This is a genomic window from Nonomuraea sp. NPDC049486, from assembly GCF_040676925.1.
GTDB classification, from domain to species: Bacteria; Actinomycetota; Actinomycetes; order Streptosporangiales; family Streptosporangiaceae; genus Nonomuraea; species Nonomuraea ferruginea.
The window spans coordinates 213,011-226,914 of the sequence record NZ_JBFAPV010000012.1 but is presented as its reverse complement, the minus strand read 5'-3'; the positions used below and the strand labels follow the sequence as shown (position 1 = coordinate 226,914).

Below are 13,904 nucleotides of genomic sequence, written 5' to 3'. Positions count from 1 at the left end.
GATGACATCACTCACCGACGGCCGCGGGGGCGCGGTCGAGCTCTCGATCGGCGGCATGACGTGTGCTTCCTGCGCCAACCGGATCGAGCGCAAGCTCAACAAGCTCGACGGCGTCACGGCGACGGTCAACTACGCGACCGAGAAGGCCAAGGTCACCTTCCCCGCGGACCTGGACCCGCTGGCGCTGGTCCAGGAGGTGGAGAAGGCCGGCTACACGGCCGAGCTGCCCCACGAGCGGCCCAAGGAAGAAGCGGAGAAGCCGGACAACAGCCTGCGCGACCGGCTGATCGTCGCGGTGGTGCTGAGCGTCCCGGTGGTGGCCATGGCCATGATCCCGGCGCTGCAGTTCCGCTACTGGCAGTGGCTGTCGCTGGCGCTGGCCGGGCCGGTCGTGGTGTACGCGGGCTGGCCGTTCCACAAGGCGGCCTGGACGAACCTGCGTCACGGCACCGCCACCATGGACACGCTGGTCTCGATGGGCACGCTCGCGGCCTTCGGCTGGTCGCTGTGGGCGCTGTTCTTCGGCACGGCCGGGATACCCGGCATGGTCCACCCGTTCGAGCTGACGATCCAGCGCACCGACGGCGCCGGCAACATCTACCTGGAGGCGGCGGCCGGGGTGACGGCGTTCATCCTGGCCGGGCGCTACTTCGAGTCGCGGTCCAAGCGGAAGGCCGGGGCCGCGCTGCGGGCGCTGATGGAGCTGGGCGCCAAGGACGTGGAGCTGGCCGACGGCCGCCGCGTCCCGGCCGACCAGCTCACGGCGGGTGACCTGTTCGTGGTCCGGCCGGGCGAGAAGATCGCGACCGACGGCGTGATCGAGGAAGGCACGTCCGCCGTCGACGCCTCGATGCTGACCGGCGAGTCCGTGCCGGTCGAGGTGCGGCCGGGCGACGCGGTGACGGGCGCGACGGTGAACGCGGGCGGCCGGCTCGTCGTCCGCGCCACCCGGGTCGGGGCCGACACCCAGCTGGCGCAGATGGCCAGGCTGGTGGAGGAGGCCCAGACGGGCAAGGCCGAGGTGCAGCGGCTCGCCGACCGCATCTCGGGCGTGTTCGTACCGATCGTGATCGCGCTCGCCGTGGGCACGCTCGGGTTCTGGCTCGGTACGGGCAACGGCGCGGGCGCGGCGTTCACCGCGGCGGTGGCGGTGCTGATCATCGCCTGCCCGTGCGCGCTGGGGCTGGCGACGCCGACGGCGCTGCTGGTCGGCACCGGCAGGGGCGCGCAGCTCGGCATCCTGATCAAGGGCCCGGAGGTGCTGGAGTCCACCCGCAAGGCGGACACGATCGTGCTCGACAAGACCGGCACGGTCACCGAGGGCCGGATGACGCTCACCGAGGTCCACGTCGCCGAGGGCGAGGACGAGGCCGAGGTGCTGCGCCTGGCCGGCGCGCTGGAGCACGCATCCGAGCACCCGATCGCCCAGGCCGTGGCCAGGGCCGCCCGGTCGGACGCCACGGTCGAGGACTTCGCGAACGTCGAAGGGCTCGGCGTGCAGGGCGTGGTCGACGGGCACGCGGTGCTGGTCGGCCGGCCCAGGCTGCTGGAGGAGTGGTCGCAGCACCTCACCCCCGAGCTCGTGGAGGCTCTGGAGCAGGCGCAGGCCGCGGGCCGCACCGCGGTCGCGGTCGGCTGGGACGGCCGGGCCCGTGCCGTGCTGGTGGTGTCCGACGTGGTGAAGCCCACCAGCGCGGAGGCGGTCGCGGAGCTGAAGCGGCTCGGCCTCACCCCGGTGCTGCTGACCGGCGACAACGAGAAGGTCGCCCGCGCGGTGGCGGCCGAGGTGGGCATCGACGAGGTGATCGCCGAGGTGCTGCCCGCGGACAAGGTCGAGGTGGTCAAGCGCCTGCAGGGCGAGGGCAAGGTCGTGGCGATGGTGGGCGACGGCGTCAACGACGCGGCCGCGCTCGCCCAGGCCGACCTCGGGCTGGCCATGGGCACCGGCACCGACGCGGCCATCGAGGCGTCCGACCTGACGCTGGTCCGCGGCGACCTGCGGGTGACGGCCGACGCCCTGCGCCTGTCGCGCAGGACGCTCGCCACCATCAAGGGCAACCTGTTCTGGGCGTTCGCCTACAACGTGGCCGCGCTGCCCCTGGCCGCGATGGGGCTGCTCAACCCGATGATCGCGGGGGCCGCGATGGCGTTCTCCAGCGTGTTCGTGGTGAGCAACAGCCTGCGGCTGCGCGCTTTCAGGTGAGACCGTCCGTCGCCGGCCCGGCAGTGCCGGGCCCGCGGCGGGCTTCGCGCGTCAATCGTGCCTGCGGCTCCAGAACCGGCGGGAGCGGTCTTCTGACATCTCGGGTTCGTCGGGCGGGGTGGGCTGCTGCACGATCACCACCGTCGTCTTGGCGTGACGCGCGCAGTACATGCTGGTCGAGGGCAGGAACATGCGGCTGAGCAGGCCGCGGCGGCTGCGCCCGAGCACCAGCAGGTCGCCCTCGCGGGCCAGGTCGACGAGGTGGTAGCCGGGATCGCCGACCCTGGACACCATGACCGTGTGGAGGTCCTCCGGCAGGCCTCCCGCCACGTCCTCGAACACGCCGGCGATCACCTCGCCGCAGCGTGCCTCCTCACCCGATCTGATGGCGTGCTGCACGGGCAGCGCCTCCGGGAACGGGTGCACCGGAGCCCGGCTGACATGTACGGCGACGAGAGCCATGCGGCGCAGCCGCGCGGTCCCGATCGCCCAGGCGAGCGCCCAGCGCGCGGCCGGAGTCTCGTCGACGCCCACGATGAGCCGCACGCCGCCGGGCAGGTCCTGATCCACCACGCCCCTCCCTTACCGAGGTACGTACCATAGTGCGCCTTTCGGCTAGTTACCGGGAGGTGTGAGTTTCGGACCTCTCACACCAGTGCGAGCAAGCCGGTATAGAGGGTTTCGCGTTCCGGCTCGGAAAAGGCTTCGTACGGCACCGCCGCGCGGCGGTTGGTGCCCGCCTCGATGCGTTCGCGCAGCGGGCCGGGCTCCAGTGCGACGACCTCGGCCGCGGTCAGTCCCGCCGCCTGCCAGGCCGCCGCGTGCGCGTCGGCGCGGGCGTAGCGTAGCGCCGCCAGCCGGTTGAACAGCAGCAGCCCCGCCGGTGCCCCCTCGGGTTCGTACGGGGGAGCCATCACCGCGAGCGCGTCACCCGGCTCCGCCATGGCCTTGCCGAGCACCCGTCCCGCCAGCGCGGCGAGGGTCTCGACGTCATGGTCCCGCCAGATCCGGCCGGCCACGGCCGCGTGCGTCTCGTACAGCCCGTGCACGAGGCCCAGGCCCCGCTCCGTCAGCCGCAGCGTGCCGTCGTCGTCGGCCAGTTCGCCGCGCCGGACGTGCTCCCGGATGCTCTCCTCCCGGTCGTCCCCGTACCGGTGGACGGCGGCCAGGTCGCGTCTGGTGAGGGTGCGCAGCGGGAGCGTGAACCGCAGGTCGTTCAGCAGTCCCAGGGCGTCGGGTCTGCGTGTGGCGGCGTGCAGGTTGACGTGGACCGCGTCGATGACCGGGGCGATCGCCGCCGCGTACGCGTGCGGGTCCGTGGGCGTCAGCATCCCGCGCCATTATGCCGGTCTCGCCGGAAATCTTGGGCTGTGTCGGGAGAAGGACCGAGGGGGTGGCGTGAAATCATGTCGGCATCGTGCCGTCCAGCCTTCCGTTCCGCCTCGCCCGCACCGCGGTGTTCGCCGTGGTGTGTCTCAGCCTCGGCATGGTGGCCCACTCCCTGGCGGGCGGGAGCGTGCCGGGGCCGGCCATGGTGGCCGGGTTCTTCGTGGCCGCCGGGGGTGCGTACCCGCTGGCCGGGCGGGAGCGGGGCCCGCGGGCGATCCTGGCGCTGCTGGGCGGTCTGCAGCTCGTCCTGCACGTGATGTTCTCGCTCTCCCACGCCGTCTCCCCCGCCGCCGGGGCCGCGCACGCCGCGCACGCCTCGGCCGGGCTGGCCCCCGACCTCGGGATGTTCGTCGCCCACGGGTGGGCGGTCGGGCTGACCGCGCTCTGGCTGGCGCGCGGGGAGGCCGCGCTGTGGGGGCTGCTGCGCCGCCTGGCCGCACGGCTCGTCACCGTGCTGCTGCCGGTGCCGGCGACGCCGTTCGTCGAGCTGCCCCACGCCGAGCCGCCGGTGCTGCGCTCGGCGATCCTCCGGCATGCCGTCAGCGGGCGCGGGCCGCCCGCGGTCATCGGAATCCGCTGACCTTTTTCCGATGACCGACGCCCCGGCGACTTCCGCCGCGGGCGCAGGAAGGCATGTCCATGAACACCCGTTCCGCCCTGCTCGTCACCGCCACGGCCGTGCTCATCGCCGGCTGCGGCGCCGCCACCCCGGCCGCCGGGCCCGCGCCCACCACCAGCGTCGAGGCCGCCGCCCCGGCCCAGGCGCTCACCATCACCGACCCCTGGGTGAAGGCGGTGAAGGAGGGGATGACCGCCGCGTTCGGCACCCTCGTCAACCACACCGACAGCCCCATCACCGTCGTCGCGGGCGCCTCGCCGCTCTCGCCGGAGATCGAGCTGCACGAGGTGGTCGAGTCCGACAAAAAGATGATCATGCGGCCGAAGGAGGGCGGGTTCGTCGTCCCGGCACGCGGCAGCCACGAGCTCAAGCCCGGCGGCGACCACATCATGCTGATGGGCGTCAAGGAGGAGGTGAAGCCCGGCGCGGAGATCCCGATCACGCTGACGCTGCAGGAAGGTCCCCCGCTGGAGTTCACCGCCGTCGGCAAGGACTTCGCGGGCGCGAAGGAGGACTACCAGCCGGGCACGGACCACTGATGGCCGAGCAGAGGATCACCCGGCGCGGGCTGTTCGCCGCCGGGGCGGCGACGGCCGTGGGCACGGCGGCGGGCACGGTGGCCGTCACGATGGCCGGCACGATGGCAGGCACGGCCGCCGGCGCCTCGCCGAGCGGCGCTGCCACGGAGGTCCCGTCCGGTACGGCCACGGAACCGTTCCACGGCGTCCACCAGGCCGGGATCGCCACGTCCCCGCAGGCGCACGCCGTGTTCGTGGCGTTCGACCTCAAGCGCGGCACCGGACGGGAGCCGATCGCCCGGCTCATGCGGTTGCTGACCGACGACGCGCGCCGGCTCACCCTGGGCCGGGGCGCGCTCGCCGACACCGAGCCCGAGCTGGCCGTCTCCCCCGCCAGGCTGACGGTCACGTTCGGGTTCGGCCCCGGCCTGTTCGAGGCGGCCGGGGTGGAATCGCCGGTCCGGCAGCTGCCGGAGTTCGAGACGGACAAGCTGGAGGACCGCTGGTCCGGCGGTGACCTGCTGGTGCAGATCTGCGCCGACGACCCGCTGACCGTCGCGCACGCGCTGCGGATGGTGGTCAAGGACGCGCGGGCGTTCGCGCGGGTGCGCTGGACGCAGCGCGGCTTCCGGCGCGGCGCGCACGTCCAGCCCGCCGGCGCCACCCAGCGCAACCTGATGGGCCAGCTCGACGGCACCGTCAACCCGGCCGACCTGGACCGGGCGGTCTGGCTCGGCCAGGGCCCGCTGCGCGGCGGCACCACGCTGGTGCTGCGCCGGATCCGCATGGACCTGGAGACCTGGGACGAGCTGGACAGGACCGGCAGGGAGTTCACGATCGGCCGCCGCCTCGCCGACGGCGCGCCGCTCACCGGCCGGGCCGAGCACGACGAGCCCGACTTCGGCAGGCTGAACCGGCTCGGCTTCCCCGTCATCTCCGAGTACGCGCACATCAGGCGGGCCCGGGTGGACGATCCCGGCGCCCGCATGCTGCGGCGGCCGTACAACTACGACGACGGGCTGGCCGAGGACGGCACCCCCGACTCCGGGCTGCTGTTCGCCGCCTACCAGGCGGACGTGGACAAGCAGTTCGTCCCGGTGCAGCGGCGGCTGGCCGAAGGCGACCTGCTCAACGAGTGGATCACCGCGATCGGCTCGGCGGTGTTCGCGATCCCGCCCGGGTGCGCCCCGGACGGCTGGATCGGGGAGACGCTGCTCGCGGACGGGCCTTGACGGCGCGTCCGTAGGCGCCGGGCCCGGTCGGTCAGGAACCGCCCGGGCCCGGTCGGTCAGGGACTGGCCAGGGCTTCCGTCGGGGAGAGGCGGGCGGCGCGGATCGCCGGGTAGAGCCCGGCGACCGCGCCGATGACCAGCGTCGCGGCCAGGCCGCCCGCCGTCGCCTCGGCGGGGATCACGGACGGCCACTCCTCGTAGGCGGCGTAGCCGACGGTGACGGCGGCGCCGACGCACACGCCGCCCACCCCGCCGATCGCCGACAGCAGCAGCGACTCGGCCAGGAACTGGGTGCGGATCTGGCCACGGGTGGCGCCCAGCGAGCGGCGCAGGCCGATCTCGGCCCGCCGCTCCAGCACCGAGATGACCATGGTGTTGGCGACCCCCACCCCGCCGACGATCAGCGCCACCGCGCCGACGCCCAGCAGCAGGCCGGTGAACGCCTGGTCGGTGGCCTGCTTGGCGGCCAGCGCGTCCGACGGGCGGGAGACGTCGACCTCGTTGGGCGCCTCCGGGTTGCCGGTTCCGGCCAGCACGTCCCGTACCGCGTCCATGTGCCGCTCGTCCACCCGCGTGTAGAGCACGGTGGGGTGGCCGTCGAAGCCCAGCCGCTCCTCCGCGACCGGCCAGCCGACCAGCGCCGCGGTGTCCAGCTCCACGGCGAGCGCCACCGGCTCCAGGACGCCGACGACGGTGAACCGCCGGCCGCCGACCAGCACCTGCGTGTCGGGCCCGACCGCGCCGACGCCGAGCCGTTCGGCCGTGGCCGAGCCGAGCACCACGGCCGGGTAGGCGTGCGTGGCCGCGTTGAGCCAGGTGCCGGCGCGCAGCGTCGCGCCCACGGAGTCGAGCAGGTCGAGCCGGGCCGCGTAGGCGGAGATGCCGCCGGTCCGCGCCTCGGGGATCTCCTCCGACCGGTACACCTTGGCGTCCTGGACCTGCCCGACCGACGACACCGACAGCACAGGGCCGATGCGCTCGATCATCGCCTCGGCCTCCACCGGCATCTTGGCCTCCTCGCCGCTGAGGGTCTGCCCGGACGAGACCGTGAGCAGGTTCGTGCCCAGCGCGGAAAGCTGGCGGTCCAGCTCGGCGCCGGACGAGGAGGAGATGCCGACCACGCCGATCATCGCCGCGATGCCGATGGCGATGCCCAGCGCCGACAGGAACGCCCGCAGCGGGCGGGTGCGCAGCCCGACCGCGCCGACCCTGAGCACGTCGCGCGGCCGCAACCGGGGCGGGGTGAGGTCACGGCCGGCTTGGGGCGGGGCCGGGGCCCGGCGCGGTGTCACCTCTTCCCGGCCGGCCATCAGGCCGCCCCGGCGTGGTCGGCGACGATCCGGCCGTCGCGCATCCGGACCTGGCGGGGCAGCCTGCCGGCGATCTCCGGGTCGTGCGTGATGATCAGCACCGTCGTACCGGACGCGTGCAGCTCGCGCAGCAGCTCCATCACCCCCGCCCCGGACGCCGAGTCGAGCGCGCCGGTCGGCTCGTCGGCCAGCAGCAGCGGCGGATCGCCGGCCACCGCCCTGGCGATGGCCACCCGCTGCCGCTCGCCGCCGGACAGCTCGTGCGGCTCGTGGTCCATGCGGTGGGCGAGCCCCACCCGCTCCAGCGCGGCCCGCGCGCGGCGGCGCCGCTCGGCCCGCGGCAGGCCGCTGTAGAGCAGGCCGTCGGCCACGTTATCCAGCGCCGGCACGTTCGCGGCCAGGTGGAACTGCTGGAACACGAACCCGATCCCGGTCCCCCGCAGCGCCGACAGCCGGTTGTCCGACAGCGTCGCGACGTCGTATCCGTCGACGCGGACCGTGCCCGACGTGGGCCGGTCGAGCGTGCCGATGGTGTTGAGCATGGTCGACTTGCCGGACCCGGACGGGCCCGCGATGGCGACCATCTCGCCGCGCCGGATCTCCAGCGACACGTCGTCCAGCGCGGTGACGCCGCCGGGGTAGACCTTGCTCACGCGGGAAAGCTCGATCATTTCGCCATCCCCACCGTCATGCCCTCGGTGAGCCCGTCGCCGGTGATCTCCACCCGGCCGCCGGAGAACAGGCCGGTCTCGACCGGGACGTAACGGGTGGCGCCGCCTTCGACGACCTCCACGCCGAACCCGCCCTCGCGCAGCGCCACCAGGGCGGCGACCGGGACGGTGAGCACGTTCTCGCGCTCCTCGGCGGTGAACCTCACGTCGACCGCCGCCTGGTCGAGGTCCGCGGCCTTCTCGCCGGTGAGCGAGACGAGCGCCTCGACCTTGGTCTGGGGCTCCTCGTTCCCCTGCCCCGGGACGATCACGGTGGCGACCTCGGTGATCTTGCCCCTGACCTCCTGACCGCCGGGCAGCGTGACCGTCACCTTGGCGCTCTCCTTCGCCAGCCGCCGGTCCTCGGAGTCGAGCTGGACGGTGACGACCTTGGCGGTGCCGGTGTAGCCGAGCACCTTCTGGCCGGGCGCGGCGGGCCGGCCGGCCTCGGCGTCCACGGTGTCCACCCTGACCCTGCCGTCGGCGAACACCACCCGGCCCAGCTCGACCACGCCGGTCTCCGGCAGGCCGCGGTCCTCCTGCCAGGCCATGACCGCCCGCGCCGTGGCCCAGGTGTACGTGTCGTCGACGGTGAAGCCGTCGTAGCCGAGCTTGCTCAGGTTGCGTTCCAGGCTCGCCACGTCACGGCCCTCGGCGCCCACCGCCAGGTCCCGGTACGCGGGCGTGCTCCCGTACATGAGCACCACCGGATCGTCGTCCACCTTGTAGAGCGGCTCGCCGCGGGTGATCACGTCGTCGCCGCCGGGCAGCCAGGTGACGGTGCCGCGCATGCGGTTGGTCACCGAGGCGGCCGGGCCGAAGCCCAGCTCGCCGTCGGCCTCCCGTGTGTCCCGCAGGGTCTCCTCGGCGATCGTCGCGGTGGCCGGCGGCAGCGCGGCGGCGGGCCGCCCGGCCGGGGCCCTGTCGAGCAGGCCGAGACCGGCGGCGGCCACCGCGCCGGCCAGCACGGTCGCGGTGGTCAGCCAGGCCGCCCGACGGCCGCGGCGGCGTCGCGGGGCCGTCTCCAGCGCTTCCCCGTCGATCGTGGTCGTGCCCATCACTTGGGCCGGTCCATCTGGCACTTCTTCTGCGCGGCCTCGAAGTCGGGGTCGTCGCCGACGTCCTTGGTGATGCGGACCCTGCCGCCCTCGGGGTCGGGGAAGTTCTCCACGCCGTTCTCACGCATGCAGGCAGCGATCTTGAGCAGGTCGTCGTTGCTCTCACCGTCGGCACGCCCGCCGCCGGGGGGCTGCCACTCCTTGCACGCCTCGCGGGCCTGCTCCATCTTCTCCTGGGTGCCGGGGCCCATCGTCATCCGTATGCCCTCGCCCGGCTTGGGGTCGGGGACGTCGACGCCGTTCTCGCGCATGCACTGCGCCCACTTCAGGCCCCGCTCCTCGCGGTCCAGACTCGGCGCGGCGCTCGCGGTGGGATCGCCTCCCGCGGAGGCCACGCCGGGGGCCTCCGCGCCGCATCCGGTCAGCGCCAGCGCGAGCGCCGCGGTCACGCCGAGCATCCGTACTCGCATCACGTTCTCCTCGTCGGGCCGGAACCGTTCCGGCCGCCTGAGAGGAGATGGAACCGACGAGCCGGTTTCCCGGCGGTTTCCACGAGCGCTAACGGGGAGTAAACAGTCGATCCGCCACGATTCCCGGCATGCGAGTGCTGGTAGTGGAGGACGAGCGCATCCTGGCCGACGCGATAGCCGAGTGGCTGCGCGACGAGACGCACGCCGTGGACACCGCCGGCGACGGCGAGTCGGCGCTGGAGCGGATCGCGGTCAACGACTACGACGTGGTCATCCTGGACCGGGACCTGCCGCTCGTGCACGGCGACGACGTGTGCAGGCACCTCGTGGAGTCGGATTCGACGGCGCGGGTGCTGATGCTCACCGCGGCGGGGGAGATCGACGACCGGGTGACGGGGCTGTCGCTGGGCGCCGACGACTACCTGGCCAAGCCGTTCGCCTTCGCCGAGCTGTCGGCCCGGGTGCAGGCGCTCGGCCGGCGCGCCCGGCCGGCCCTGCCGCCGGTGCTGCGCCGCGCCGGGATCACGCTCGACCCGGCCCGGCGCGAGGTGTACCGGAACGGGCGGTACGTGCCGCTGTCGAACAAGGAGTTCGCCGTACTCGCCGAGCTGCTGCGGGCCGGCGGCGCCGTGATCTCCTCCGAGCAGCTCCTGGAGAAGGCGTGGGACGAGAACGCGGACCCGTTCACCGGCGTGGTTCGGCTGACCGTGCTCAAGCTGCGGCGCAAGCTGGGCGACCCGCCGGTGGTGCTGACCGTGACCGGCGCGGGCTACCGCATCCCATGAGGCTGTCGCTGCGCCTGCGGCTCACGGTCGTGTACGGCGCGCTGTTCATGCTGGCCGGCGTGGTGCTCGTCGGCGTCACGTACCTGCTGTTCAACCAGGAGCTGGTACGGATCTTCGAGGAGAAGTACGGCGACCCCGGCGGGAACCGGCACAGGTTCATCTCCGTCATGAAGGACGGGGTGATGCTCAGCCCCGAGGCGTCGCAGCGGCTGCTGGCCGAGCAGGAGGCCGACCTGCGCGCCGCCGCGACCACGTCCTTGCTGGCCCAGGGGGTGATCGCGGTGGTCGTGGTCGCCTGCCTGGCGACGGCGCTGGGCTGGGTGGTGGCCGGGCGGGTGCTGGCCCCGCTGCACAAGGTGACCGCGACCGCGCGCCGCATCGCCGCCGCCCCCGACGCCGACCGCAGCCTGCGCGAGCGGATCGACCTGGACGGGCCGATCGACGAGGTCAAGGAGCTGGCCGACACCTTCGACGCCATGGTGGCGCGGCTCGACCGGTCCTTCGACGGGCAGCGCAGGTTCGTCGCCAACGCCTCGCACGAGCTGCGCACCCCGCTGACGCTCAACCGCGCCCTGGTCGAGCTGGCCATGCACCGCCGCTCCGCCTCCGCCGACGTCAAGCGGCTCGGGGAGAGCCTGCTGGAGATCAACGTCAGGCACGAGCGGCTCATCTCCGGGCTGCTGCTGCTCGCGCGGGCCGAGCACGAGGTGACCGACCGGTCGCCGGTCGACCTCGCCGACGTCGTGGCGCACGTGGTCGCCCAGACCGCCCCCGAGGCGGCGCAGGAGAAGGTCACGGTGTACGAGGAAGCGTTCCCCGCGCCCACGACCGGTGACGCGCTGCTGCTCGAACGGCTGGTGACGAACCTGGTGGAGAACGGCGTCCGGCACAACCTGCGCGACGGCACCGGCTGGGTCCGGATCGCCAGCCGGACGGCCACCGGCGGGCGGGTCACGGTGACGGTCACCAACACGGGCCCCGTCGTGCCGCCGTACGACGTGCCGGAGCTGTTCAAGCCGTTCCGCCGGCTCAACGGCGAGCGCACCGTCACGGGCAAGAGCGCGGGCCTGGGCCTGTCGATCGTCCGGTCGGTGGCCCGCGCCCACGGCGGCGACGTGACGGCCCATCCCCGGGAGGGCGGCGGCCTGGTGATGACGGCCACGCTCCCCCGCGCCGTGCCGTGACCGGCGCGGCGGGTCCGTCGAGCGAGTCCCCGCGCCCGGCGGACCCCGCCGCACCCGGCCGTCCACCCCCGGACGGCCGTCCCGCGTGAGGGTGCGGGTACCGGACACGATGGCGGTCACGGCCCGCCGTTCACCAGACCACTTTCTGCCCGGTTTCTGCTCACTCGCCCCGGCCGTACGTCACGACACGCGTCCTCGCGCGTACGGCGAACCCCGGCGAGCCGATGGACAATGACGGCGCGGCAACCGATCCAGCAGGAGGGTTCCATGCCACCCGACCCGGCCCAGCGGCTGCTGGGTTACATCGACGGCGCCTGGGTGGCGTCGGCGGTCTGCGCCGCGGCCGAGCTCGGGGTGGCCGACGCGCTGGCCGGTGGCGCGCGCGACGCCGATCAGCTGGCGCGGGCCGTGGGCGCCCACCCAGGCGCGCTCTACCGGCTGCTGCGGGCGCTCGCCGACCTGGGCGTGCTGCGCGAGCTCGACGGCCGCGTGTTCGAACTGACCGAGACGGGCGAACGGCTGCGGCGGGACCACCCGGAGTCGCAGCGCGGGTTCGCCGTGATGCTCGGCTCGTCGTGGCACCGGCGGGCCTGGTCGGGTTTCGCCGACAGCGTGCGGACCGGCGAGTCGGCGTTCGAGCGCGTCTTCGGCCCGGCCTTCGACCACTTCCGCGACCATCCCGAGCACGGCGAGGTGCTGAACGACGCGATGACGTCGGTGTCCGCCGCGTTCGTGTGGCCGGCGGTGCGCGGCCACGACTTCACCCGGTACGGGACCGTCGTCGACGTGGGCGGAGGCCACGGCGCGATGCTCGCGGCCATCCTGTCGGCGCATCCGGCGGGGCGCGGCGTGCTCTTCGACCTGCCGCACGTCATCGAGGGAGCGGGCGGGCCGCTCGTGGAGGCGGGCGTGGCCGACCGGTGCGAGCTGGTGGGCGGCGACTTCTTCACGTCGGTGCCGCCCGGCGGCGACGCCTACCTGCTGTCCAACGTCGTCCACGACTGGGGCGACGACGACGCCGTCCGGATCCTGGCGAGCTGCCGGCGGGCGATGAACGACGGCGGCCGCGTGCTGCTCTGCGAGGCCGTCATCCCTGACCCGCCGCGCGAGCCGACCGCCGCCACCGTGATCGACCTGGAGATGCTGGTCATCGCCAAGGGCGCCAGGCAGCGCACGGCGGGCGAGTACGCGGAGCTGTTCGAGCGGGCCGGCCTGCGGCTGGCCGGCGTCACCGGCGGCGGCGTCTTCGACGTCGTGGAGGCGGTCCCCGGATGAGCCGGTTTACTCCTCTCGGTGACGGAGAACGTTCTGGCCATGAACCAGGCGCCATCCGGACATGACCACACGAGGTGCACGCCCGCGCAGCTCTTCGAGATCACCGTCCTGGACACCACAGGCGACGACACCCGGTGGCACACCATCGGCTGGGGCATCGGCCGCCAGGACGCCGACGCCCTCGCCCGGTCCTTCGTGACCCGCCGGCTCTGCCCGTACGAGCGAGCCCGGGTCCGCCACAACGGCCGGCTGCTCGCCGAGCACCACCGGCCCGTGACCGGCTCAGGCCGGTGAGACGACCTCCAGGGCGGGGCGCACGTCGTTGGCGAGCGTGCCGACGCCGTCGATGACGATCTCCACCCGGTCCCCGGGCAGCAGCGTGAAGTCCGGACCGGGGACCATGCAGGTGCCGGTCGACAGCACCACGCCCCGGGGGAAGCGCTCGGCCTTGAACAGGTAGCCGGCCAGCTCGTCGACGCGGCGGTGGAGCTGGGCCGTGCTCGCCTCGTCCGACCAGACGACGCGGCCCTCGCGGGTGATGGTCACCGCCATCGCCAGGTCGTAGGGGTCGGGCACCTCCCAGGCGGGGCGGATGCCGGGGCCGAGCGCCGTCGCTCCCGCGTACATCTTGGCCTGGGGCAGGTAGAGCGGGTTGTCGCCCTCGATGGAGCGGCTGCTGACGTCGTCGCAGACGGTGTAGCCGGCGATCTCGCCGCTCGCGGCGATCACCACGGCCAGCTCGGGCTCGGGCACGTCCCAGGTGGAGTCCTCGCGCACGCCGATCGTCTCGCCGTGGCCGCGCACCCGCCAGCCGACCGACTTGAAGAACAGCTCGGGCCGTTCGGCGTCGTAGACCCGCTGGTAGATGTCGGGTTCGGTGCTCTCCTCCACCCGGGCCTCGCGGGAGCGGCGGTAGGTGACGCCGGCCGCCCACACCTCGGTGCCGGCGTCGACCGGGGCGGCGGGCGTGACCGGGTCGACCGGCTCGGCGGCGCGGGCGAGCTGGTCGCGGAAGTGGGCGAGGTCGGCGGACAGCGCGTCGCCGAGGGAGAACCCGGCGGGCAGCGCCCGGTCGCCGTCCTCGGCGCGGACCACCCAGCGGGGCGATTGAGCGGACCTGACGAGGTGCATGCGCGCCCTTCTGCCGGAAT

The 13,904-nt window shown here is 73.8% G+C and carries 15 protein-coding genes; 8 read left to right on the top strand and 7 right to left on the bottom strand.

Features of this window, described 5'->3' with window-relative positions; all coding sequences use genetic code 11:
• The first annotated feature begins 1 nt into the window (after window position 1).
• Window positions 2–2,203, top strand: a complete 2,202-nt coding sequence (locus AB0K05_RS31720) for a heavy metal translocating P-type ATPase (RefSeq protein ID WP_271280072.1) — start codon at window positions 2–4, stop codon at window positions 2,201–2,203.
• Between the two features lie 51 nt (window positions 2,204–2,254).
• On the opposite strand, the gene AB0K05_RS31715 is transcribed toward AB0K05_RS31720, so the two are convergent.
• Both AB0K05_RS31715 and AB0K05_RS31710 read right to left on the bottom strand, forming a co-directional pair.
• Complete coding sequence (locus tag AB0K05_RS31715; protein ID WP_148035902.1) at window positions 2,255–2,776, bottom strand: universal stress protein; 522 nt, start codon at window positions 2,774–2,776, stop codon at window positions 2,255–2,257.
• A 74-nt stretch (window positions 2,777–2,850) separates the two neighbouring features.
• Complete coding sequence (locus AB0K05_RS31710; RefSeq protein ID WP_271280073.1) at window positions 2,851–3,534, bottom strand: hypothetical protein; 684 nt, start codon at window positions 3,532–3,534, stop codon at window positions 2,851–2,853.
• Between the two features lie 86 nt (window positions 3,535–3,620).
• Between AB0K05_RS31710 and AB0K05_RS31705 the strand changes: the two genes are divergently transcribed.
• The 3 genes from AB0K05_RS31705 to AB0K05_RS31695 are packed head-to-tail and all read left to right on the top strand — an operon-like array spanning window position 3,621 to window position 5,961.
• Window positions 3,621–4,172 (top strand): MFS transporter, encoded by a 552-nt coding sequence (locus AB0K05_RS31705; RefSeq protein ID WP_271280074.1) that lies wholly within the window; start codon window positions 3,621–3,623, stop codon window positions 4,170–4,172.
• 59 nt (window positions 4,173–4,231) lie between these two features.
• Complete coding sequence (locus tag AB0K05_RS31700) at window positions 4,232–4,750, top strand: copper chaperone PCu(A)C (protein WP_271280075.1); 519 nt, start codon at window positions 4,232–4,234, stop codon at window positions 4,748–4,750.
• The gene (locus tag AB0K05_RS31695; protein ID WP_271280076.1) at window positions 4,750–5,961 is read left to right on the top strand and encodes a Dyp-type peroxidase; all 1,212 of its coding nucleotides are present in this window, start codon (window positions 4,750–4,752) and stop codon (window positions 5,959–5,961) included. Before AB0K05_RS31700 ends, AB0K05_RS31695 begins: the two co-directional genes overlap by 1 nt.
• 56 nt (window positions 5,962–6,017) lie before the next feature.
• Here the strand turns inward: AB0K05_RS31695 and AB0K05_RS31690 are convergent, their stop codons facing one another.
• The 4 genes from AB0K05_RS31690 to AB0K05_RS31675 are packed head-to-tail and all read right to left on the bottom strand — an operon-like array spanning window position 6,018 to window position 9,509.
• Window positions 6,018–7,271 carry an ABC transporter permease gene (locus AB0K05_RS31690; RefSeq protein ID WP_364233976.1) on the bottom strand — a complete coding sequence of 418 codons (1,254 nt, stop codon included), beginning with the start codon at window positions 7,269–7,271 and terminating at the stop codon, window positions 6,018–6,020.
• Window positions 7,271–7,942 carry an ABC transporter ATP-binding protein gene (locus AB0K05_RS31685; RefSeq protein WP_364233973.1) on the bottom strand — a complete coding sequence of 224 codons (672 nt, stop codon included), beginning with the start codon at window positions 7,940–7,942 and terminating at the stop codon, window positions 7,271–7,273. The genes AB0K05_RS31690 and AB0K05_RS31685 overlap by 1 nt, the downstream gene beginning before the upstream one ends.
• Window positions 7,939–9,039 carry a peptidoglycan-binding protein gene (locus AB0K05_RS31680; RefSeq protein WP_364233971.1) on the bottom strand — a complete coding sequence of 367 codons (1,101 nt, stop codon included), beginning with the start codon at window positions 9,037–9,039 and terminating at the stop codon, window positions 7,939–7,941. Before AB0K05_RS31680 ends, AB0K05_RS31685 begins: the two co-directional genes overlap by 4 nt.
• Window positions 9,039–9,509 carry a hypothetical protein gene (locus tag AB0K05_RS31675; RefSeq protein ID WP_364233969.1) on the bottom strand — a complete coding sequence of 157 codons (471 nt, stop codon included), beginning with the start codon at window positions 9,507–9,509 and terminating at the stop codon, window positions 9,039–9,041. The genes AB0K05_RS31680 and AB0K05_RS31675 overlap by 1 nt, the downstream gene beginning before the upstream one ends.
• 128 nt (window positions 9,510–9,637) lie before the next feature.
• On the opposite strand from AB0K05_RS31675, the gene AB0K05_RS31670 reads away from it, so the two are divergent.
• From AB0K05_RS31670 to AB0K05_RS31655, 4 genes are all read left to right on the top strand, one after another.
• Complete coding sequence (locus AB0K05_RS31670) at window positions 9,638–10,294, top strand: response regulator transcription factor (protein WP_148035911.1); 657 nt, start codon at window positions 9,638–9,640, stop codon at window positions 10,292–10,294.
• A complete protein-coding gene (locus AB0K05_RS31665; protein ID WP_364233967.1) occupies window positions 10,291–11,478 on the top strand; it encodes a HAMP domain-containing sensor histidine kinase in 1,188 nt (395 codons plus the stop codon). The genes AB0K05_RS31670 and AB0K05_RS31665 overlap by 4 nt, the downstream gene beginning before the upstream one ends.
• Window positions 11,479–11,745: 267 nt before the next feature.
• On the top strand, window positions 11,746–12,753 hold the full coding sequence (locus AB0K05_RS31660) for a methyltransferase (RefSeq protein ID WP_364233964.1): 1,008 nt from the start codon (window positions 11,746–11,748) through the stop codon (window positions 12,751–12,753).
• A gap of 18 nt (window positions 12,754–12,771) precedes the next feature.
• Window positions 12,772–13,047 (top strand): hypothetical protein, encoded by a 276-nt coding sequence (locus AB0K05_RS31655; protein WP_271276856.1) that lies wholly within the window; start codon window positions 12,772–12,774, stop codon window positions 13,045–13,047.
• Here AB0K05_RS31655 and AB0K05_RS31650 read toward each other — a convergent pair.
• Window positions 13,036–13,884, bottom strand: coding sequence for a fumarylacetoacetate hydrolase family protein (locus AB0K05_RS31650; protein ID WP_364233960.1), 849 nt, complete (start codon window positions 13,882–13,884; stop codon window positions 13,036–13,038). The genes AB0K05_RS31655 and AB0K05_RS31650 overlap by 12 nt on opposite strands.
• Window positions 13,885–13,904: the final 20 nt, after the last annotated feature.

Bases quoted from the DNA above. Each gene is read 5' to 3' on its own strand.
- AB0K05_RS31720 (WP_271280072.1), top strand. From the start codon at position 2: ATGACATCACTCACCGACGGCCGCGGGGGCGCGGTCGAGCTCTCGATC.
- AB0K05_RS31710 (WP_271280073.1), bottom strand. From the start codon at position 3,534: ATGCTGACGCCCACGGACCCGCACGCGTACGCGGCGGCGATCGCCCCG.
- AB0K05_RS31700 (WP_271280075.1), top strand. From the start codon at position 4,232: ATGAACACCCGTTCCGCCCTGCTCGTCACCGCCACGGCCGTGCTCATC.
- AB0K05_RS31695 (WP_271280076.1), top strand. From the start codon at position 4,750: ATGGCCGAGCAGAGGATCACCCGGCGCGGGCTGTTCGCCGCCGGGGCG.
- AB0K05_RS31690 (WP_364233976.1), bottom strand. From the start codon at position 7,271: ATGGCCGGCCGGGAAGAGGTGACACCGCGCCGGGCCCCGGCCCCGCCC.
- AB0K05_RS31685 (WP_364233973.1), bottom strand. From the start codon at position 7,942: ATGATCGAGCTTTCCCGCGTGAGCAAGGTCTACCCCGGCGGCGTCACC.
- AB0K05_RS31680 (WP_364233971.1), bottom strand. From the start codon at position 9,039: ATGGGCACGACCACGATCGACGGGGAAGCGCTGGAGACGGCCCCGCGA.
- AB0K05_RS31675 (WP_364233969.1), bottom strand. From the start codon at position 9,509: ATGCGAGTACGGATGCTCGGCGTGACCGCGGCGCTCGCGCTGGCGCTG.
- AB0K05_RS31670 (WP_148035911.1), top strand. From the start codon at position 9,638: ATGCGAGTGCTGGTAGTGGAGGACGAGCGCATCCTGGCCGACGCGATA.
- AB0K05_RS31665 (WP_364233967.1), top strand. From the start codon at position 10,291: ATGAGGCTGTCGCTGCGCCTGCGGCTCACGGTCGTGTACGGCGCGCTG.
- AB0K05_RS31660 (WP_364233964.1), top strand. From the start codon at position 11,746: ATGCCACCCGACCCGGCCCAGCGGCTGCTGGGTTACATCGACGGCGCC.
- AB0K05_RS31650 (WP_364233960.1), bottom strand. From the start codon at position 13,884: ATGCACCTCGTCAGGTCCGCTCAATCGCCCCGCTGGGTGGTCCGCGCC.